Raw genomic sequence first — 22,913 nt, 5'->3', positions numbered from 1 at the left:
GGATCGTTTCCAAATTTGTATTCTTAATCCAAAATCATACTTTTATATAACTAATCCTTAAATAGTAGAGATAAATCCTCTTCAGAGATTTCCAGTGAATCAAAATCTGATGGTGTGAAATGAATGTCATTATCATACTGCAAATGAGAGATTAAGTTTTCGATATTATTTAAATAGGTATTTTTGAACTTCTCAATCTCTAAATCATTAAAAACATTTTTATTATAATAAAGCATTACATCTAATTCATTACTAATAATCATACTATTAACTTCAAGATTTACATTAATAGTATTGCTCTGCGACATTTCTAACCCTGTACTTCTGTTACAATATGAAAATAAATCATTTGAAAGTTCTTTTCCAAAATGTCCTAAATAGTTAAATCTAACATCACTGCGACATTTAATATCTAATTTTTTATTTTGCATAAATTTATAAATGCCATATCCAATGCCACTATCTGGCACTTTTCTTATTCGCTCTTTTATAGATTTAATTAGATTTTCAAAATTATCATCTTTAACATCAATCATTATTGGGTATATAGAAGTAAACCATCCTATTGTTCTAGATACATCTATGTAGTCCAAATTGCGACCATGGCTTTCCAATTCAATAGCTAAACTACTTTTATTGGTCCATTCTTTTAGTGTCCTAGCCAAAGCAGCTACAAGTAAAATTTGAATATCAGTATTATAAGATTTATTAGCATCTTTGATAAGATAATCGGTCTGATTCTGGTCTAAAATAATATGTGCAATTCCAAAATTTTGCTTTGAGTTATCTTTTTGTTGGGTTTTAGGAAAAATTGGAGGAATATCAATTTCGAATTCCTTCCAATAATCATGTTGTTTTAATAGTGTATCTGAAGTAGAATATTCGGCTAAAGTATTTCCCCAATCTATTAAACTTCCTGTTTTCTTTGGAAGATTAATGGGTCTATTATTATTTAAAGCAGTTACAATAACAATTAAATCATCAAGTAATATTCGCCAGGATAGGCCATCAATTATTAAATGATGTGCAGTTATCAATAAATAATCGTTTTTACCTTTCTCTCTTAGTATGCCGCATTTTATCAATAAAGTATTTCCAATATTAAAACTTGATTTTATCTCTTCGCAAGTTTGTATTAAATCTTCATTTTCATCTATTACGTATTCCTTAATGGTAAAAGGATTTTCCATGTATGCATTTTCATAAAACATGCATTTCTTTAAAAAGTCATAGTTTAGCCTTAATCCATCATGATGCCTAATTATGTGACTGAACGCCAATTCAATGGTTTCTTTATTTATTCTATTTTTAAACTCCAAGAGAACTGACTGATTATAGAAATGCTGATTCTCAAATTTCTGCTCAAAGAACCAGTGCTTAATTGGAGTAAGAATCATTTCTCCTGACACCACTCCTTGCTCATAATCCTTTTCTGATTTTTCGACGAGGATACTAATCTGAGATATTGTTTGATGCGTTAGGATGTCCTTTACATTCAACGAATAACCCCTATCGTATAATCGAGAGGTTATCTGAACCGCTTTGATTGAATCGCCCCCTAGCTCGAAGAATTTATCATCAATACCGATATTGCTAGCACCCAAAACATCTTGAAATACATTTATGAGAAGCCCTTGCAGATCATTCTCCGCACACCTAAATTCACTCTGATTTTCTAGCGCATCGAGGGAGAGTAAAGCATTCCTATCCACCTTTCCATTTGTAGTTAATGGTATTCTATCCACCCTTTGTAGTAACGATGGAATCATATAGTATGGCAGCTGTTTCTGCATAAAATCTCGCAACACCCCGCTATCAACCTCTACATCAGCCGTATAGTACGCACATAGTTTTGATGAATCACTTTTTTCTAACATCAAAACAACAACGCCTTTAATTCCATCAAATTTCTGGATGCACGACTCAATCTCCTCCAACTCAACCCGATACCCGTTCACCTTGATCTGCTGGTCTGACCGGCCGATGAACTCTATGTCGCCACTAAGCAATCTTTTTGCCAGATCTCCCGTTTTATACATTCTTTTACCAGCAAAATAGGGGTTTATAAGGAATTTTTCTCCTGTCAATTCAGGCCTAAATAAATATCCTCTGGCTAAACAATCCCCCGATATATACATATGACCAACGACTCCAACAGGAAGTGGTTTTAAGTTATTGTCTAGTAAATAAATATGTGCATTATCAATCGGAATCCCGATGGGAACTGTTTCATTTTTATCCTTTTCCGTATCGAATTCATAAATCATACAACCCACAGTTGCCTCTGTTGGACCATATTCATTATATATTTCAATATTCCCCTTGAATATATCATTAATTTCATTTGCTAATTGGGTGGTAAAAGACTCACCGCCAACTATGAATCGCTTGATATTACTAGTATAATTCTCATTTTTAAACAAGTGTGATTCTTTAAGAATTTTTAGGTGGGAAGGGGTAGCTTTTAGTATATGTATTTTGTTATCTCTAATTACATCTTCAATTGGCAATGAATTATCATTTTCTGGATAAACAACTATTGAATTCCCTGAGATTAGTGGTATGAATATTGAAGTTACCGTTAAATCGAATGAAATAGAGGTATAGAGAGGAAATGAGACCTTTTCATTACGAACATATGTTTTGCTACCCCAGATTACATAGTTTACTAGTGATTGATGCTCTATTAATACACCTTTGGGATTGCCTGTAGTACCCGAAGTATATATCACATAGGCAAGATCTGTAGATTTACAAAGCGAAGTGAGGTTGGTTTTGTCTTCGTTTATGTACAATTGTTCTTTTAAATCAATACATAACACCTTATTTGGAGGCAATTCAACATCTGGATTTTCAACAATTTTCCTTAAACTAAGTATGATCTCTGCCTGGGTATTATCCAATATATAGTCAACCCTTTTTTTAGGGTAAGTAATATCAATGGGAACGTAAGCACCGCCTGCTTTCAATACCGCCAGCATTCCAACTAGCACTTCCAGCCCCCTATCCATGAACAAGGGGATTAATGTATCTGGTGTAAGTTCAGCACCCTTCCTCTCTTTATAATTCCTTCGGATATATCTGGCTAGCTGATTACTCTTATGGTTGAGCTCACTGTAGGTTAATTTCTGATCATTGCATACCACTGCGATATCATCAGGTGATTTATCTACCTGCTCTAGGAATAGCTGACAAATCGTTTTGTCTCTTGGATAATCCTTACCGGTCTCATTCCATCGGTAAATTATTTGATTATGCTCTTCAGTATTTAGTAATGAATATTCTTTGATTAATAATTCACCAGAATTAATTATATCATCTACCGCTTTTTTAAAGGAATTAACAAACCTTTGAATTAAGTCATTATCAAAAAGAGCCTTTCTATATTCAAATCTAAACTTAATAACCTCTGAAGAATACTCATCATATAGCAATCCGATCTCATTAACAATTTTTTCATTCCAGGAGATATCGATGGGAGAAACATCTAACCCATTTAATTTTAAAGAGGTTGTATTAAGGCTAGTTTGAGTAAATCCCACATTAAAAAACGAGCTAATTTCCCGATCATTGGTTTTTCGCTGATCATGAATGATATCCGTTAAACTATAGCCCTGATAATGCTTAGCCTCTTTTCGCTGCTCGCCTAATAATTCTAAAAGTTCATCGAATTTATCTATTCTAGCAAAGTCCAGCTTTAAGGGTACATTATTCACGAAACATCCTGTAACCTCTTTAAAACCCTTCGAACGCATATTCACTGGGTAGCTAAGCAATAGTTTGTCCTGATTGCAATACTTTGACAGTACCAACCCGTACAAAGCTGAGAAAACAATAAACAGAGTCGTTCTTTTCTCTTTTGCATAAGCCTTTAACTGGGCAGATTGTGTTTTGGTAAGATCAAAAAATATTGACTCACCCGTTTTGTCTGCTAACAAATTGTTAAAGTTGGAAACATCAACATCTGAGCGATATGGCAATTCAACGTTTAATGGAAAGTCACCAATAAAATCTAACCAAAATTTTTGTGCTTGTGTTTTATACTCCTGAGTTAAGATGTTTTGTTCGGCTTCAACTGCTTTGGTAAATGTTTTATCAATATTTAATGATATGTTCTTGCCTTCAACTAATTCGTTATATGCGTTTTGTATTTGTGTTGATATTTGCAATGCGTGAATTGCATCCGCAATAATATGATGACCTGACATAATGAAATAGTATTCATTGTCAGCTTTTTCATTTTTAATTAAATAAAACCTAACCAATACACCTTTGGTTAAATCAAATGTTCGGTTCAATATTTCCCTTAATTGTAATTCTAATGGCTGTTTTGGATCGAAGGTTGATTCTTGGTAAAAGTCGTCTATTGAAAAATCGCAATACCAACAGGTTTCACCATCTTTAGAATAACGAACAAAGAAAACCTCATTACATTTTATAACTTCTTCAGAAGCCTGTTTTAATGCGTTTCTATTTAAATTGCCAGTAATTTTATTCACTAATGAAACGTTATAAAGGATTTCCTTAGGAGCCAAAGTCCATTCTAAGAAAAATCTTTTCTGATATTCAGAAATGGGTAAGAACTTCGTTTCCTGTTTCATTATTTAATCGGCCGTTATTGTTTTTTTTTAACATTTAAGAGCACTGCTTTTGTCAGAGTAATTAAAGATAAAATCAATTTATTATAATATTAAAATCACTATAAATTCAATAAGATAATCTACCTAATATCACCAATGTTCATCTTACTTAATTATACTTGTACTTTATTTTAAGTAACACAACAATTACCAATTATTATAAATCTTAATTATCCTATTCTCTTTAGTATTTACAAGGATGTTATTGTACAATAAGGGTATTTAGATTATTTTATATCAGCCTTAGGCTAGGAAGTCCAAACCAGGTTTATAAAAATGGCGATCTAATATTCAATTATTAAGCAAACATGGGAATAAGTTTATCGGTATAGCTGATTAAACAGCAATATCAGCAAACTCCAAATGGTCTGTTGGAATGTTCACTAGCATAGATTGATGCAGCGATTCTATCCTAAGAGCGAATCTTTGGTTACCCCTTTCTTCCACCAAAACACCCTCCATACCAATAAGTGCTCCCTTTGAAACTACAACAGGATCTCCCACCTTTAAATCACAACTAACCTCAAGAGGGTAATCGTTCTCTGTAATTTGTATGATGCTATCAACCTCAGACTGTCTCAGGCTAGCAGGCATCCTATTGAAAGTCACACATCGAACGATCTTTGGAGTCTTCAAAACTTCGTATATCCTGTCCTTCTCAATATTTACGAAAATGTAACCCGAAAATAACGGCACCTTCATCCTTTTTTTCCTATCACTCCACTGTCTTACAATCCAATATAAAGGTAAAAATGATTCGTAGTTATTTCCTTGTAAATATTCATAAACCTTTCTCTCAGATTTCGGGTAAGTATAAAACACATACCATTTCTTAGTATTATTCGAAATATTTATCATAAGGGAAATTTTTCTCAACGTGCCATCTTACCCACAATTCCAAAACTAAGCATTCACTAGAGTATGTACTATTAAATAACACAAACAAATTACTTCATTTTTTATACAGCTCCGCTAACAAAACTCACAGTATTGGTTTTTGCAGTAGAGTAAATTTTACTTAGGCACGAATATATAAAAAATGATTTAAGATGCAATTTTTTGAGCTAGTTTATACGTTTTTTCTAGGTTTAAATTCTTACAAGACCTTAAAACGATATAATGCATGTTTTGCTCACAAGTGAGTTTATAGATTGATTCTTACTTTAATTTATATAATATATCGTTATAATCATACATTAATTAAATATTTTTTATCATTTATATATTATTGCTTTTGTAAAAGTGTTCTGCCATTGAAAATTCAAATAAAACATCAACAGAAATCAATAAAACCCATTGAATAAAAACTGATTAATTAACAATAAGCCCTAGGTAGTTCATCTATTTACACACAGAGAAGACAAATTTCGATATTTTTTTTGGCTTTACCTAATCCTATTCCATCATAAAAACTATAGACTTTGGCATTTTTTCGTCCAACACATTAAATTTTTCACGAGGACGTTTCACCCCTACTTGTTTTATTTTTTATTGTCCAATCAATTGCAATTGAAATCGGTATTTAATGTACTTGCTAATAAAGATCAAATCATGTCAAAAGGTTTATATCTATAAGTGAAGCAGTGAAATCAATCACAAAAGTGACTAATTCAAGAACAGTAAACTCCATCAAGGTTTACTAATCCACTTTTAACAAATGGTAATAGATTTTTTAAATCAATATATCTCAAAACATAAAACTGAGTAATTAATCATCAAAATTATTAGTTTTAATGCCCCCCCCAATGATTCAATTATCGCTTCATAGTTGAAATATGAGTTGCTGAAAATTTGCTTAACTCATAATGAACAACCTAGGGCACTTTTTTACTTGCAAATATCCTGTTAAAGTGATGATTATAAGGTTTTAAAAAAACAAACTATTCAAATCGTTACTTTTCATTCAAATATTTTCTAATCTTGATTCTGTAAAGAACTTTTTTCACATTAAAATATACTATGATATATTTTATCTATTTTAATAGCTCATTTTAATTACATTGTTTAATTATATTTAATGTTATTATTTTTTATTATAATTAATTATTATGAATGATTTGTTTTTTTACTGTTTTATTATATATTTACATTGAAATAATTTGAATAACATATTTTATTTTATGAACTTTTCTACTTCTCCATTTTCAAAACAGGTACCATTTGATCCTTGTAGATGGATAAACAGTGATTGTGGTAGGAATAAAATTTTTTGCTGTATATTATTTACTAGATATCAGCAAGTTAATACGAATAATAATACCATTAAAATATTGCAACTTGAAAGAACCAATCGTCAACTTATTAATAATACTCTTAAGAAAAAATGGTATAAGAGTTAATGAACCAGAGTTAGAGTTTCAACTTCTAAGTCATCCTTCTTATCCGAGTTTACATTCTATAACAGGAGTGTTGGATCACTTTGCCATTGAAAACTATGCTTTAGATGTTCCTAAAGAGATAGAAACTTTAGATCTCTTACCTAATTCTTTCTTAGCAGTTGTTAAAACCGAGGAACACAATGGTTTTGTAATGGTAAGCAGGCATAGTCTTGGTTTCCAATTATCCTTTGATGGGAATAAAAAAAGGTTTTTTTCGAAAATTGATTTTTTAGAGGTTTGGACAGGTGTTATCGTAGGTGTTGAAAACGATAAGCAGAACCTTGCTCCAGATGTAAAAAAAACAAATTTCACGAAATGTATTTTGTATATTACAATAGCATTACTGCTCATATTCTTACTTTATAAGGTTAACCTGTTCCAAGCAATCCATTTTCTATTATCCTTTGGAGGTATTGCAATATGTGTACTAATTTTACAACACGAATTGGGTTTACATTCGAAGATATTAGATAAATTTTGTTCTGAACAGAATAAAAAAACAAGTTGTAATGCAGTACTAAATTCAAAAGGAGCAACCCTCTTTAGATCTCTTAAATTTAGTGATATTGGAATTATCTATTTTGTTTCTTTAACCCTCACATGGTTTTCATTGGTAAACAGCAATACAAATTACAATTCTATAGTCTTAATTACCTTACTTGCAATTCCATTTACACTTTTCTCTATCTTCTATCAATATAAAATTGTTAAAAAATGGTGTTTACTCTGTTTGAGTGTAGTTTCCATACTTTGGTTACAGGCATTCTCATTGCTATTTATTGAATTGAATAATACAGTTTTTGAGTTTAGTTTAAGAAGTGTGATATTAACGGCTTTCAATTTTCTAATAGTTTTTGCGTTATGGCAATTTATTTCACCTAAACTAAAGAAAGAGCAGGAATTAAAGGCATTGAAAATAGAGCATTTCAAGTTTAAACGAAACTACAATATTTTTAAATCAATAATTCAAAAATCGGATGAAATTAGTACCTCCGTTAATGACAGGAATGAAATAGTTTTAGGCAATAATGAAAATCCTCTTCTTAAAATTGTAGTCATCACAAATCCGCTGTGTTCATTTTGTAAAGAGGCTCACGAACTGGTTGAAAATCTGCTGAAAATAGAAGATAAAAATATTCAGGTTACGATTCGGTTTAATGTTAGTGGGGATTACAATTCAATTGACACAAGAATTGCTTTAAGGCTTATAGAGATTTACAATAAAGAGGGTAAGCAAGTATCTCTTAAAGCTATGCATGATATTTACAGCACTATTAAACCTAACGATTGGCTAAACAATTGGGGAGAACCTAACGAACAAATCTACAAAGAAACAATAATTATCGCCAAGGAATGGTGTAATCAGCATAGTATCAACTTTACACCTGAGATTTTAGTAAATGGTAGATCTTTCCCCAAGGAGTATAACAGGAGCGATTTGCTTTATTTTATTGACGAAATTATTGAGGAGGAAGTGGAAAAAGTAAATTCACAAATATCAGTTCATGAAGAAGAAACAGAAAGTATGCAAGCAATTTAACAAAAAAAAGGAGTAAAAATATTCTCTAACAATAAATAGACACAAATCCTGAGTGTCTTAAATAAGTTCAGGGTATATTATAATCTTATAATTAATTTGTTATGAAAAATTTAAAAGGGGTAAAATTACTCAGCAAAAAAGAGCAACAAGGAATTAGTGGTGGAAAGAAAATGTGTTTAATGGGTCCAAATGGCATGTATTGCCCTGCACCTTATGTTTGCGTAGAAGGTATTTGCATTTTGAGCCCATTATAATAACGTGAGTTCGATACAAGAAATGTAATAATATATTCATTTGCTGATATTTATAATTATTTAGTGCGATGATGGAAGGTTGGAATGGTGGAATAATGGAGAACAAGGGGTTAGATTTTTGCTTGTACCCTCCATTTTTCCAATTTTCCACTATTCCATTGATTCAAATAAAACAAATTGATTGATATATAGATCAATACATTGTTTCTTACGTCGAGCTGACGTTATAATAATGGAAGGGAGCTAATATTTCCCTAGGCTATTTTTGAGACTATCGCAAATTGCGATAATCCATTTTTTATAAAAGATCGATGTACTGACGATCTTATTATTTTCAGTATAAAACCTTAATTTTATGTTACTATGAAAAATTTAAAAGAATTAAAAGGAGTTAAACTCCTTAGCAAAACTGAGCAAAAATCCATTGTTGGAGGTTATGCTTGTCGTTATCCAAATTATTCATGTCCTACAGGATCTTTTTGCTGTAATGGTCTATGTCGTCCAAATGGAAGTTCTTGCTTAGATTAAGAAAACTAATAAATCTATCGTGAACAACTAATGCATTGAAAAAAGTTATTCAATGAATTAATTTGGATAACTTTTTTCTTTAATATTATTCAACCACCACCCTTAAACTTCTAAATTCATTCCCAGCGGTAATCCTAACGAGATAGATTCCTGGGGTTTGGAATAGGTTAATATCAATTTTATAGCTTGTTAATCCCCTTACATTCCTAGCAAATAGCCTTTTTCCATACGTTGAGTATACCTCAACCAGCACATCCGACTCGCGGTTTAAGGCAATTTCAACGCTAAAATCGCCACGATTGGGGTTGGGATAAGCTACCACATCTTTGATAATAGATTGCTTAGAAATGGGCTTGTTTTTCCTGTCTTTTGCAGGTTCAATAGTTATTGCCTTTTCGACAGACTCCGAACAAGGGCCAACAAAAGAAGTAAGGCCAATGTTAAATTTCCCTACCATTTGAGGTACAAGGTAAACCGAATAGTCGTTCTGGTAAATAGGCATGAATGATGCTGGATATTGCCACTCAATGGCTTGTGGTATTGGCCACGACATCTCTATGAGTACAAGGGTATCGCCAACGGAGGCTTTTTCGGCTATCATAAAGTTAGCGTCAATAATGTTCTCCGATTTCACTAGGTTTAGGGTATCTCTGCCCGAACAGCCCTTACTATCAATTACCAACAAGTTATAAATCCCAGATCTTGATAATGAGACAGTTTTACTGGTTGATTGAAATCCATTCTCGGAATACCACTGATAGGTGGCATTGGGTATACCAGCATCGGCATAGTAGGTTTGATTTGAGCATATTACGATTAAACTGGGCAAGTTAGGTTTGAGCAATGGAGGATCTACCAAGGTATAGGAGGTTTTTGTCTCACAACCTTTACTATCGGTTACGGTAACTGAATATTTTCCCGAGGGAATTTCGCCTGTGGATGATACCCGCGAACCGTTGGACCATTGGTAGGTGTAGGGAGATGTTCCCCCATTTGAGGTTACATCCAAAATACCATTACTGTATGCATAGCAAAGAGGGTCTAATTGTTTCTTAAGCGATATCATCAACGAATCGGGTTTTGCGATGTTAACGGTTACACTATCGCGGCAGCCGTAGTAATCGGTGGCAATGGCTGTGTAAATGCCCTTTTTAAGGTTGTTAATACTCGTATTACTCGAATTTGTTCCTCTCCAAGTAAGTATTACTGGTGCTGTTCCGCTGCTTAGCGATGTGGTTATGCTACCATTGGTAAGGTACGAGCAGGTTACATCATTTTTAGATAAAAGGGTTAGCTTGGGTCCGGGGAGGTTTTGGATGCTGGTGGTAGTACTATTCTTACACCCATTCTTATCGGTAATTTCAACGCTATACGAGCCATAGGCAAGGTTTACCGCTTTGTTTTTTAGTTGCCCATTGCTCCATCGATAGCTATATGGCAAAGTGCCACCAGTGGCTATTGCCGTTGCGCTTCCAATGGATTTATCGCAGGCGGTATTGGCTACCTGATTTATGGAAGCCTCAAGTAGTAAAGGTTGCTCAATTTTTTGCTTTGAGGAACCTTCGCACCCATTGAAATCTTTCACTCTTAATGGGTAAACGCCATAAGCCAAACCCGTGAAGTATCGGTTGGAGGTGTAGGTTAAGCCATCGTTAACGGAGAAACTATAGCTTCCTCCACCGCCCGATGCAGATAGGGTTAACTTACCTGTACTAATACCATAGCATGTAACATCATAAAGTTCATCGATATTGATGTTTAAAGGAGTTCCGTCATTAACCTTTGCATCAATGGTATCGGTACATCCAAGATTATCTGAGAGCAAAAATCTATAATCCCCTGCTTTAAGCTTCGTAAAGTTTGGGCTTACTTTCCAAGAAACTCCTAGATCAATTGAAAATCTATAGTTGCCCCATCCGCCCTGTGGCGTAAGCTGCACTACACCATCCTGACCCCGATAACATAATACATTTGAGATTGTGTTGATGCTTGCCTTTAAAGGTGCTGATGGAACATTAATACTTATGCTATTGCTAACCCCTGGGTTTGTTGGTATATGTGGGCAACCATGGCTATCGTTTACCTGGTGGGTGTAGTTCCCAGCAGATAAATTTTCGATACTAGCCCCTGTTCCAATTTGCTGGTTAGAGGAGTTTACCCATTTTATCTGGTATGGGCTTGTCCCCCCGCTAACGGTAAGCATAGCCGATCCATTGCTTCCATTATAACAAGCGATATTGGTTGTTGTAGCCGTAGCAGCTATTTGCAAAGGTGACTCTACATCGTACTGCTCTATCACCTGACAACCATTCCCATCAATTATTTTAACCGAATACTTATTTTCGTTAAGACCCGTAAAACTAATTTCGCTCGGTTTGGTAGGATAGTTTCTTGCATCCAACTCTGTACTCCCATTTAACAGATATACATTGTAGGGTAAAACCCCTTGATCAACGCTAAGGTTGATGCTGCCATCGCTACTACCGGGGCAGAACGTTTTTATATTGGAATTTAGGGTGATAGTTGGGCTACCATCATCAGGAAGATTGTGCGAGAAATCCTTGATGCAGCTATTGCCATCGGTTATCCTGAAATTATATAATCCCGATGGTTGATTGGTTATCGTATTCCCACTAAATATTACCGTGTTTCCCTGATACCAATCCACATTATATGGAGCCACACCTCCCGAAGGGATAACCTCAATTTTTCCGTTGGATTTATTGCAGTTGGAGTTGATAACAATTGCGCTAAAGCCAATCTGTGTAGGACTTCCTATTGTAACGGTTTGAGATGGAACTACGCAACTATACATATCGCTCACCTTTAGCGTGTAGCTACCAGCACCCAGAGTAGTAGTATCTCCGCTAAATATTTTGTTATCGATTAGGTAAGTGTAACTTGGGGATCCGCCCAATGCAGATATTTGAACTTGCCCGTTATGTCCACCAAAGCAGGTAGCATCAAGCGTACTGGTGGTGAAGGTAAGCGTATCGTTCTGCTCAACTGTGAAATCTTTTTGAACAACACAACCCAGCGAGTCTCTTATCCTTGAACTATAAACATTTGCTATTAATCCACTATATCTTGGGTTAGTATAAAATGGCTCACCATTGATTGAGTAGCTGTACTTGTTCCATCCACCTACACCTACAAAATTTATTTCCCCTGTACTCTCGCCATGGCAAAGCACTTTAGTAATGCTAGCACTGAGCGATAATGGAAGTTTGGGGTTGCTGATTTTCACCAACGTATCGAGTTGACCCATTCTCCCTCTCCCGCTTGAGCAGCCGTTTTTATCGGTTAAAAGGAAATGGTAATTGAACTCTTTGGCATCAGAAATCATGAGAGTTTGGCTAATCTCCGCACCATTCTCTCCTACCCATCGGCAGGTATAGGGGATTGTTCCACCAGTGATCTTTGCCTCAGCATTGCCATCGGCGTACCCAAAGCACGAAACGTTTGTTACATCAAAGTTTACAGTGATTGGCTCTGGCTGATAAACTATATCTTGAATGGTAAATCCGCATCCATTCCCATCTACGGCGTTGATGGTGTAACTTCCGCTTGCAAGCCCTGTGAACAGATGGTTAACCCCAATTCCCTGAGATACAAGGTCATCATTACTATCCAGAAGGTTAAAGGAGTATGAAGGAATTCCCCCTTTCAAAGCAATATCCATTTTCCCAGTGGCTGTCCCGTTACAAAGCGCAGAATCGACATCAATAACATCCAACGCAAATAAAGCAGGTTCTGTAAGCGTAAAACTTGTACTATAAGCGCAAGAATGTGAATCAGTTACAGTGATATCATAGTTACCTTTAGCCAAATTATGCAAAGTATAACCACCTATTGGGCAGCTGATGTTTTGCCCATTAAATGCAATAGTGTAGGGAGCTGTTCCGCCTATAGGTACAACCTTTACGGTATCTTTACCATTAAAGCATTTTATGTTAACCCCGTTATGGTTGCTTTTGTAAATATTTAGCTGGAGCGTATCGGGTTGGTTAACTGTAGCCTGACTTGTAGCCACACAACCCTTACTATCCTTTACGATTATGCTATAAGTGTTTGCCTGTAAATTACTGGCTTGGCTTTGTGAGCTGAATCCGCTACCAAAATTATACTTGCAGGGAGATGTTCCACCTGCTGCTGAAATACTTATTGCCCCGGTTCCATCGCCATGGCAAAGCAGGTTGGTTACGATTGGGGTTGATAGTTCCAAAATATCTGGTTCACCAAGCATCGCTGAAACGTTAGCGGTACAACCCAAGGCATCGATTACCTCAAAATTGTATGTTCCTTTACCAAGTCCAGTAAATGTTCCAGTAGAGTTGTTTGCCACGTTAGGGAGTAGCGTATAGCTGTAACTATCCCACCCGCCGGAGGCACTAAGTTCAACCTGACCATTGGTAAAGCCATTACAACTCGGATCAATGGTGTTTGTAGTTAAAAGAGCAAGGGGTAATGAGGGTTCACTAATCGCATAGTCTACGCTCTTTGTGCAACCAACAGCATCGGCAATTATGAGGTTGTAAGTACCTTTAGCAAGTCCGCTAAAGTTTGCAGCTAGCGTAACATTACTAATGGTTTGGCTGTAAGAATTTGGCCCAGTAAGCGTAAGGGTATACAGACCTGTTCCCCCGATTACTGATAAGCTCAACTTCCCACTGCTCTCCCCTTTACATGTAACATTGGTAATTATTACCGTGGGTGTAATAGGATCGGGTTGAGAAACAATATAGGATGCTGTTGTCACCTCGCACCCGTTTGCGTCCTTTACTCTGAACGTGTAGCTACCTGCTATAAGGGTTTCAAACCTGTACGGCGATGATGCTGGTATCCACGTATTACCATCCCTGCTAAATGAGTAGGGAGGAGTTCCCCCTGTAACTGTTACCTCCACCCAACCATCGCTGCCACCTGGGCAGGTTGGGTTATTGGAGCCGCTTACGGTAAGAATGAATTGTTCAGGTTGGGTTAATGTGATACTTCCTATAGTAGCTGTACATCCATTGTTATCGGTTACAGTAATGGAGTAGCTGTTTGCTGCTGGAAGATTGGTGAATAGTCCATTAGCATTCACCTTTGGGGTAATACCACCGCCTGTTAGCCTGTAACTGTATGGTGAAGTACCACCACTGGCGATAATGGAAATTTGGCCTGTGCTATCGCCAAAGCATGAAACAGGGGTAATTGAGGGAGTGTCAAGTGTTAGTTTGGATGTCGGCTGTAATACTACAAAAGTTGATTCGTTTGTACAATTATATACATCCGTAACTTTAATTGTATAGGAGCCTGCAATTAATCCAGAGATGTTCTTAGAAGGAGATGAGTAGCCGCTTGGCCCGCTCCATAGGTAAGACAAGGGATTTGTCCCCCCAGTAACAGTAGGCGATATTGCACCCGTATTAAAGCCAAAGCAATTCACATGAGTAATACTATTGGGAAGTATCGAAATTGCTGCAGGTTGGTTAATGCTAATATTATCTGAGGTAACCGAACAGAAATTAATATCTGTTGCAGTAACCGTATAATCAGACGCAGCAAACAATCCAGCAAAGTTCCCTGTACTATTAGTGGTCACAGTTGTGTTGCCTTTTTTTAGAGTATAGGTATAAGGAGCACTACCCCCGTTTGCTACTATTACGATAGCCCCATTATTACCTCCATAACATTTAACGTGAGTTAGCGTTGGAGAATTAAAGTACAGATTACTAATTGTTACATTTAGGTTCTTATCACTACTAGCATAACAACCCTTAGCATTTTTATAGTTCACACTAATAGTTCCTACACCAGTTCCAGCATCTCCCCCTGCATTCCATGTTACTGTTGCAGTATTGCTATTTGTTGTTCCACCAGAGGTAATAGTACCACCCGAAACGCTCCACAGGTAGTCTGTCATACTGGGTTCAGTTTGGTAAACATTCCCAGAAATATTTGCACAGGTTATTGTTGGGCCAGCTAAAGTGGGTGTTGGTAAAAGATTAACCGTGACAGCTGATTGATCGGTTAGGGTAACTGAGCAACTTGTAATATTGTTGGTAGCCACAACCTTGTAATTGGATGTACTCGTTGGGCTAACCGAGTAGCTGATTGGTGAACCAGTACCCGTGACTGGATCGCCTACGTTATTGGAATTGGATGCTAGCTGTAGTTGATAGATGAACCCATTCTCGCTCCCACTCTGGGTAATAGTCGCCGACTGACCGTTACAAATGATAGGATCGCTAAGTGTGAAGGAGTTATTAGGCAAGGGATTTATTGTAACAATTTTATCTGTTTGGGTGATTGCACTACAACCATTACCGTTTTTATAGTTCACCTTAACATGACCTGTTCCTGCTGAATTCCATGTAATTGTAACCGAACTACTAGCTAAAGTGCCACCAGCCGTCACTGTTCCTCCAACCACCGTCCAGGTATAATTGGTCTTTTCAAGTTCAGTAGCGTATACATTACCAACACTACCTGAACAAGCACTTGAAGATCCAGTAATTTTAATATCGGGAAGATCATTAATTGTAACAGAAATATTATAAGCATTAGAAGTACAACCATTAGCATTACTCACCTGTAAGACTCCATTGTAAGTACCTGCTGTAATGTTATTTGGTAAACTTATTGGTATTTGACTTGACGGCAGGCTAGTATTGGCTACATCACTGATTCCAGCATTATTGGCAGCAACATCAAAATCAATACTATATGTATTTGGAGTCCCAGTAGTTGTAGAGTAAGGTAGATTTGCAGTAGTGATGCCAAAGCATACCGAAGGCATTGTGCCTAACGTGATAGTTGGTTTCGCATTTACCGTTACGGAAATATTATAACTTCCAGAAACACAGCCTGCACTACTCTTTCTCACCATCAGGGTTCCGTTGTAAGTACCTACTGCAAGGTTATTTAGCAGGCTTATTGATATTTGATTGGAAGACAAAGTTGCATTGTTAACATCGCTAATACCAGCATTATTAGCAACTGCATCAAAGTCAATGCTATACCGATCTGGGCTTCCTGTGGTTGCTGTGTATGGTATGGTAGCGGTATTGGAGCCATAGCATACCGAGGGCATTGCACCAAGGGTGATGGTTGGGTTTGCATTGACTGTTACCCCAAGAGTTCTTGGAGATCCATTCCCACAGAGATTACTAGGGGTAACTGTAATGTTTCCCGATGTACTACCAGTTGCAAAAGTTGCAGTGTTGGTTGTGCCTGTCGTTGTCCAGTCTGCAGGAAAACTCCAATTATAGGAATCAGCACCAACACTAGTAACGCTATATTTCTGAGTACTACCCACACATACATTGGTAGGACAACTCTGATCAAAATCAGGTGCTGCAGGGGGTTGGTTGATGGTATAAGTAGTAGGTATTATTTTAAAAAATTTATCTTTCGCCCTTATCTTTATAGTATAAGTGCCAGCAGCCATTGGAAGTGAAGTATAGGTATCTCCTGCTTTAATTGAATACAGGCTTACCAGCGTATCATCATAAGTTTCACCGCCTTTGGTAGTTTTAGAAAATATATCAATGTACTTTAAATAGGGATCGAATGGTCCAACATTGAATTGGATAGTTGTTGTACCCCCGTTTTCACCTACACATGTTGGAGATGTGGGTGTTATAGTAACATCGGGGAAATCACAGACAGTAAAAGGTTTTGGTATACTCCAAGGAGAGTAGGCCACTGGATCGACACCATTTGTACGGTGAATCCTAGAACGGAAAAGGAGGGTATCTCTGAATCCACTTACCACATCTGGAAGGGTATAGGAAACTGTACCATCAAGCGGTTGTCCTGAACAAATAGTATTCCATGTTGAACCATTATTTGAACTGAATTGAATTTCGTATGTGAAGTTGCTTTTAGGATTATTAGTAGTATTATAATCGCCTTCAATATAATCAATACTTAGCGTTATCGTCTTTCTTTTAAGTTCACTAATAACATCATATTTAGCCAATGAATCTTTAATTAAAACAGACTTAGGTTGAGGAGGGGATATACCTATCTCTACACCACCACTTACATTCAACCCTGAGAAAGAACAGTTAAAACCAGGATTGGTATTATCATCAATATTATAGGCTGTAATAACCCCCATCGAAAGGTTGCTAATCTCATGCAGATAATGAAATGATAAAGTTTGGATTGAAGTCCTTCCTCCAGGAACACTATAACTCCTTAATTTCCTATCATAACTTAAGGCTTTGGGTAATGCATCAATTGAAAATGTTCCATCGCTGGTTGGAGTAGAGTACAAGCCTCCTGCGCAACCATTTAAAACACTCCAAGATTCCTGATCAATCTCTGTTACATACGGAGAACCACCAGATGGGCCTGTAGTGAAACCAACATGGTTTTCCCAATACACATAGTACTTTTGAGAGAATGAATTAAAAACAATAAGCAATAATCCAAATATGCTAATAAGAGACTTCATTCCTAAGAATTACTTCAAAATAAAACAAGTAAAAAATCCAAAAAATATTATCAATATACCACATCAATCCTTTATGCATCGAATAGATAGTCCAGAAAAATCTAGGCTTCCATTTCTATGAATGCTTTTTTCTGTCCTATTAATAAACCTTGACCATGCATTACTATAATTCGGAATGGCTGTGCTAGACCACCAGCAAGTTCGGTCATTTAATGCATAAAAAGTACCAAAATCATATTCTCGCAGTCCTCCCAATAAGGCTGAAAATCCACTAGAGTTATCGGCATCAATATTATTCCCTGTTTTCTTCATCTTATAACCAGCAATATCAACGCCACCTAAGTAACTAATTAGTATATCCCATTCAGCATCACTAGGCACATGCCATCCTGTTGGGCATATCCCTCGGCTATCGGCAATGGCATAAAAGTTATAGAGCAAACCGTAGGTGGTTTTATTGGCTGCATCGTTGTTATAGCTGCACCATGCACCTTGTGTTCTTTCATTAACCCATTGAGTGTTGTCGGTAATGTTGGTAATAGGATCTCCATTGCGGTAGTGGGTAACCTTTAGGTTCTCGGCCATCCACTCCTGAGTGCCAATTATCACGGTTTTGTAGCTATTACCATCAATATCGGTAACGGTGCCCTGCATGGTTCGCACCATCATTACATCGCTGTAGGCCGTTCCTGCAATGTTGGTGGCGTATGCCCTAACATAGTAGGTAGTGCTGGCGGTGAGGCCTGTAAGGTTGCTTGTAAATGTCCCTACCCCAGTCCCATCGGTTGTTTTGCTATTAGCAGTTGTGGGGTTCTCACTGGTATTCCAGCATACCCCACGGGTAATGGGTGCACCGCCATCGGAGGTTACATCTCCCCCACATTGTGCAGTGGTTTGGGTTATACTGGCAGGGTACACGCTTTTAACTATGGGTAACACTGCTGCGAGGGTGGTAAAGGACACTTCGCTCCCATAGCCTGTACCTGCGCTGTTGGTGGCGTAGGCTCTCAGATAGTAGGTGGTATTGGCAGTAAGCCCAGTAGCGGTAACAACGAATATATCTGTGTACTGGCTTGTTTTGCTATCATCTACTGTAGGGTTGTGGTTGGTACTCCAGCATACCCCATACGTTTTGATTTCCGCACCGCCATTGCTGGTTATTGTGCCACCGCTTTTAACGGTGTTCTGGGTTATCTCGGTAACATCAGTGGTAGTTACGGTGGGGGCTATAGCCTCGTCCTTCTTCTTGCAGCTGCTAAATAGAATGCTGATAATGGATAAAAAAATGAGGGTGTGGGTAAGATGATTCTTCATTGGTGATTATGTTTTAGTTTTTAATTTTTGTATTAAATTTTGTTGGGCTAAAGCCCATGATTTCTACTATCATTTATATCTCCGCATTGAAGGGCAGAGTTAGTGAATTCTGCTCTACTATCGGCTTTCGTTTAGCTCAACAACTTTTTATTTGGGAGAGTGAAGATAGTAATTATTTTTTGTTTTTTACTAATTGGATAAGTTGTGGGTGTTTTTTATTATAAGAGTTAATAATAGATATTATTCATTAATATACAACCTAATATTGATAAAACTAGCGACACAGCGGGTCTATGAACATAAAGATTATTTCTATTGCTCATAACACCTACATTGGAAGGATTTAAAAGAATAAAGGTGAAGTCAGCATCCTTAACTCTCTATGAATATTAATGGTTTAAGATTCTAGAATAATTGTTCATTCGTTTCTTACTATTGATTTTCGATCAATTAATAATGCAAATTCATAAAAACAACTATTTGTAAGAATCCATTTTTTCTTTTCTTTTTATATATTGCAAAGCAAATATTGTTAAACAAAAACGATTTTGAATTATGAAAAAACACTTTGCACCTATAGCTATTTTTCCAGTGCTTTTCGCTTTTCTACTTTTATCAAGTTGTGAAGATTTATTGAATCAGGATAAAGATGATACAACAAAGAGTTCGCTAAATGTAAAGTTTAAGAATAATACAGGATCTACCTATACGATAACAACCATACAGATCAGGAAGAGAGGTAAAGTTCAGGTGAACACCACTCCTACCGATAGTTGGGGGAATAATCTGCTTGCTGCAGGGCAATCATTGGCTCCAGGAGCTCATTTCTTGTTTACCCTTGATATACCTGCAGGTGAATGGGTTGAATACCGATTGGGAGTGGATAACGGGCAAGATGTTACCGTGATGCTTTACGATCAACCAGGGTACGACGGGTTTACAAATCTTCCCATAACCCATTGGGGAAGCGATGATCGGTCGGTGGAGGTGACCATCGCCTACAATCATGATAGTAACACCATAAATGTAACAGGATGGTCAGATTTTTCTGGGATTCAGAATTAGATCTATTCTGTTTGCATTGAATATATTTTTGGTTAGGTGCTTAGATTAAGCTCCTTTTTTATGGGGTTGGAGTAAGTTTGACCTGTTTTGAAAAGATCATAGAAACTGAAGGCTATTTGACTACGGCCTCTGCGCAACAAGGAGTATCTTGGAACGCTTTTAATCTAGTTATCTAAGGAATTTCTTTAAAACATCTAATTGATATAAGATATTTTTTTCCGTTGTATCCATAGCACTATTAACACTTCTATCATACTGCCACAAGTGATATTCTTTTTTATCAATAAAAATATCAATGCCAAAACCTATATCCCCGCCAATTCTAATTTCAATATCACCTTCTGCGTATGTAACTCCCCAATATGAGCCATGTGAAGTTTCCGAGAGAAAAACATAACTAGGTAAGTTTCTCCTGAAAAAATCAACAACTAAATAATTATTGGCATTAGAAAAAGAATTTACCATATCGCCTTCCATAAATCTCCAACTTTTTGAAAATCTTTAACTTTTAAGTCAATTAAATAATTTATTTCTCTTGCGAAAAACTGTTCATTCTTAGGAAAAAAAAGATCGTAATCTATAAAGTTAATCATTTTGCTTGACTGGTTATGTATATGGGCTTACATACTATTGGCAGACACAACCTACTAATAACAAATGGATGTAGGTATGCTTAATTAAACTAGTTAGAACTAAAAACATTTTTATTTGAGATTTCCAACTTAGGATCAAAAGGCATACCTTTTTCTTATTTTGTGTAAGTTTCGTTTATAAATTCATTTGTTCTCAAATCTATCTCGTATTTATAATCAAAAGTATGAGCACCCAAAATATAATCTGATTTAAATCCTACTGATGTATAATACCCTTTTCCAGAAAACGCATTTGGAGCTTCTTTAACTTTAAATAGTAATTTTCCCATTGTGTTATAAATATATAAATTTTCTTCCCCTTCAAGATATTGCCAATCTTCAATAACTGCAATATAATTCTCATTTATTGCAAAACATACAATATCATATGTAAGTGAAATAATTATTCTCTGCTCAGAATTTTTATTCCATGTTATTGTATTTCCAGAATACGCTATAATCATAACCATTATTTAAGATCAAATTCTCCAATAAACCAAGAATTTTGAGGTTGTTCATTAAATTCATACTGTGTTCCACCACCGTTTCCCCCGTTCGGCTTAGGCTGCATTTCTAAGTCGAATATATTCTTTCAGGCTTTTACCTGAAACAAATTTAATCTTTATACCTTTAAATGAGCCCAGTCATAGTCGATCGTCTAACATAATATGTATTGTTTATTTGCTTACAGCCTCGGCTCATCAGAGGTCTATTCCAGATTTTCTAACCAAAGCAATAATTCTTCTTTTGATGGCAACTTATCGGGATGTACTGTAAATATGTTATCATTATCCTCTATTAGTGTTATGTAACCCTTTTCCTGCCAATGTAATAAGGTGGGTCTAATTTTAGGATAATTATCCTTAATCAACTTCCCTAATACATACCAACTTCTTTTAGGGTTTCTCCCATAAATATCATGATATAAATCCTCAATGATAAGTTTTAAACTTTTTTTCCTTGCTGATGCCATAAAATTAGAAGGGAATAACTTCCCCTGTTTTTAAGTTTATCATTCGTTTTAGTTTAATCTCCGCTGTAGTTAAAAATTGTGTAGCTCCTCCGTTGCCTTGACCTTCATTTGGCAAATTAGGATAACTACGACAAATAGGCTCTAAATATTCAGCATTTTGATGTTTGGCGTAAGGAAATTCAGATTTACCAACAATTTGTTCTGTCTCAAATTCTAATCTCCAAGTTGCATCGTTGTCAGGAAGTTGCATTTTTTTAGATGCCTCAATTGGACTATCATACTTATCTGACTATCATACTTATCTAATGAAAAATAAGTTTTTGTTGAATTTTCCGGGATTTTACCTGTACTCTTTAAAGAATTTAAATAAGGAGAATTGCCATCAATATACCGATAAGCTATTTTCCCTTTTAATAATTCATTTGCAGCATCCTGTATGATGGTTACTTTTTTCAAAACATCTATTCCCTCTTGTCCATAACAATTAATAATTTCAGCAGCAGCACCACCGTCTTTGTTAAACTTGATGTAAATAAGATCTTCTGCTTCCTTTCCGAACTTAGTAATAGCACGTTGTCTGGCTCCAGCAAACAAAGTTGTCAGTTCATCCTCCCCCTTAACCAAAGCCCCAGTTCCTGAAAAATCATCCAGTTCCTTAACAAAGTTATCAATTTCATCGTAATTATTTCCAGGCCCGCCCTGAATTCCATCGATCTTCTTCGCATTTCCCCATGCTTTAACAACCGAATTACATATCTCTGGGGCTGCAACCGTTAACTCCGCGCTAGCGGGGATTAAACATCAACCTTTTGTTTGACTTTCAAATATTATATTTCCAGTATCAGGATCTAATATAAAAATCATGTCATCCCAAGTTTTAATCTTAATGTATTCCTTCCCTTCTTCAATGTGTTTTATTAAATATAATATCTGTGATTTATAAACAAAGTTCCATGCAATATAAAATTCATTAGGATTAAACTTAAACTTCACTGATACTAAATGATTTCTATTGTTTTCAGATTTCAACAATAATGCAACACTATTGTCAAATTCTAAATACCTGATAATATCTGAAGGTAAAACAATTTCATTACCTCCATCACCAATTCGATTTATACTCCTTAATTCAATATACAT

The 22,913-nt window shown here is 36.0% G+C and carries 12 protein-coding genes and 1 pseudogene; 4 read left to right on the top strand and 9 right to left on the bottom strand.

All coding sequences use genetic code 11. The features are described from left to right. Nucleotides 1-50 precede the first annotated feature (50 nt). Both HOO91_06335 and HOO91_06330 read right to left on the bottom strand, forming a co-directional pair. Nucleotides 51-4,601, bottom strand: a complete 4,551-nt coding sequence (locus HOO91_06335; protein ID NOU17160.1) for an amino acid adenylation domain-containing protein — start codon at nucleotides 4,599-4,601, stop codon at nucleotides 51-53. Between the two features lie 375 nt (nucleotides 4,602-4,976). Beyond that, complete coding sequence (locus HOO91_06330) at nucleotides 4,977-5,498, bottom strand: UpxY family transcription antiterminator (protein ID NOU17159.1); 522 nt, start codon at nucleotides 5,496-5,498, stop codon at nucleotides 4,977-4,979. Between the two features lie 1,419 nt (nucleotides 5,499-6,917). Here HOO91_06330 and HOO91_06325 point away from each other — a divergent pair. The 3 genes from HOO91_06325 (at nucleotide 6,918) to HOO91_06315 (ending at nucleotide 9,340) form a co-directional block, all read left to right on the top strand. Continuing rightward, entirely contained in the window at nucleotides 6,918-8,558 is a 1,641-nt protein-coding gene (locus tag HOO91_06325) for a hypothetical protein (GenBank protein NOU17158.1), read from the top strand. Between the two features lie 101 nt (nucleotides 8,559-8,659). After that, nucleotides 8,660-8,812 carry a hypothetical protein gene (locus tag HOO91_06320; protein NOU17157.1) on the top strand — a complete coding sequence of 51 codons (153 nt, stop codon included), beginning with the start codon at nucleotides 8,660-8,662 and terminating at the stop codon, nucleotides 8,810-8,812. 363 nt (nucleotides 8,813-9,175) lie between these two features. Beyond that, nucleotides 9,176-9,340, top strand: a complete 165-nt coding sequence (locus tag HOO91_06315; GenBank protein NOU17156.1) for a hypothetical protein — start codon at nucleotides 9,176-9,178, stop codon at nucleotides 9,338-9,340. 85 nt (nucleotides 9,341-9,425) lie between these two features. Here the strand turns inward: HOO91_06315 and HOO91_06310 are convergent, their stop codons facing one another. Together HOO91_06310 and HOO91_06305 are read right to left on the bottom strand one after the other, a co-directional pair. Continuing rightward, the gene (locus HOO91_06310; GenBank protein NOU17155.1) at nucleotides 9,426-17,789 is read right to left on the bottom strand and encodes a T9SS type A sorting domain-containing protein; all 8,364 of its coding nucleotides are present in this window, start codon (nucleotides 17,787-17,789) and stop codon (nucleotides 9,426-9,428) included. 63 nt (nucleotides 17,790-17,852) lie between these two features. Continuing rightward, complete coding sequence (locus HOO91_06305; protein NOU17154.1) at nucleotides 17,853-19,103, bottom strand: hypothetical protein; 1,251 nt, start codon at nucleotides 19,101-19,103, stop codon at nucleotides 17,853-17,855. Between the two features lie 555 nt (nucleotides 19,104-19,658). On the opposite strand from HOO91_06305, the gene HOO91_06300 reads away from it, so the two are divergent. Beyond that, on the top strand, nucleotides 19,659-20,168 hold the full coding sequence (locus HOO91_06300; GenBank protein ID NOU17153.1) for a hypothetical protein: 510 nt from the start codon (nucleotides 19,659-19,661) through the stop codon (nucleotides 20,166-20,168). 168 nt (nucleotides 20,169-20,336) lie between these two features. Here HOO91_06300 and HOO91_06295 read toward each other — a convergent pair whose 3' ends face one another. From HOO91_06295 to HOO91_06275, 5 genes and pseudogenes are all read right to left on the bottom strand, one after another. Then, nucleotides 20,337-20,645, bottom strand: a complete 309-nt coding sequence (locus HOO91_06295) for a hypothetical protein (GenBank protein ID NOU17152.1) — start codon at nucleotides 20,643-20,645, stop codon at nucleotides 20,337-20,339. Between the two features lie 271 nt (nucleotides 20,646-20,916). After that, entirely contained in the window at nucleotides 20,917-21,264 is a 348-nt protein-coding gene (locus HOO91_06290) for a hypothetical protein (GenBank protein ID NOU17151.1), read from the bottom strand. Between the two features lie 245 nt (nucleotides 21,265-21,509). Further along, nucleotides 21,510-21,716, bottom strand: a complete 207-nt coding sequence (locus tag HOO91_06285) for a peptidase (GenBank protein NOU17150.1) — start codon at nucleotides 21,714-21,716, stop codon at nucleotides 21,510-21,512. 61 nt (nucleotides 21,717-21,777) lie between these two features. Then, a pseudogene (locus tag HOO91_06280) lies at nucleotides 21,778-22,229 on the bottom strand (hypothetical protein). Nucleotides 22,230-22,574: 345 nt separating this feature from the next. Next, the gene (locus tag HOO91_06275) at nucleotides 22,575-22,913 is read right to left on the bottom strand and encodes a hypothetical protein (protein ID NOU17149.1); all 339 of its coding nucleotides are present in this window, start codon (nucleotides 22,911-22,913) and stop codon (nucleotides 22,575-22,577) included.

Source organism: Bacteroidales bacterium, assembly GCA_013141385.1.
Lineage (GTDB): Bacteria > Bacteroidota > Bacteroidia > Bacteroidales > Tenuifilaceae > UBA8529.
The sequence above is the reverse complement of the archived record's forward strand: the minus strand, read 5'-3'. Positions and strand labels throughout refer to the sequence as shown.